At 63.5% G+C, this 299-nt stretch carries 1 protein-coding gene; it reads left to right on the top strand.

Annotated features, from left to right (window positions below):
- Nucleotides 1-204, top strand: a 204-nt coding sequence (locus FVA95_RS31250; RefSeq protein WP_368667394.1) for a transposase, incomplete at its 5' end; no start/stop codon positions are given.
- Nucleotides 205-299: the final 95 nt, after the last annotated feature.

Genomic DNA, 299 nt, shown 5'->3' with positions numbered 1-299 from the left:
CTGTCGATATCGGAGTCGTGTTTGCGGAGCTGGATGGCCCAGGCCGCCGCCGACGACACCGGCGGCTCCGATTCACGGCTGAGTAGCGCCGAGAAACGCGAATTGACCGGGCTCCGTAAGGAGAAGCGTCGCCGTGAGGTGGAGAACGAGATTCTCAAGCGGGCGGCCGCGTATTTCGCCCGGGAGAACGTTCTCCCAAAGTAGTTTTCCCGCTGGTCCGTGAACTCGCCGACGATGGATTCGACGTCGCGGTGACCTGCCGGGTCCTTGGCGTGCGCCGCCAAGGCTACTACGAATGG

This window comes from Pseudonocardia sp. EV170527-09 (assembly GCF_008369905.1).
GTDB lineage: Bacteria > Actinomycetota > Actinomycetes > Mycobacteriales > Pseudonocardiaceae > Pseudonocardia.
This window is presented reverse-complemented; position numbering and strand designations above follow the sequence as displayed.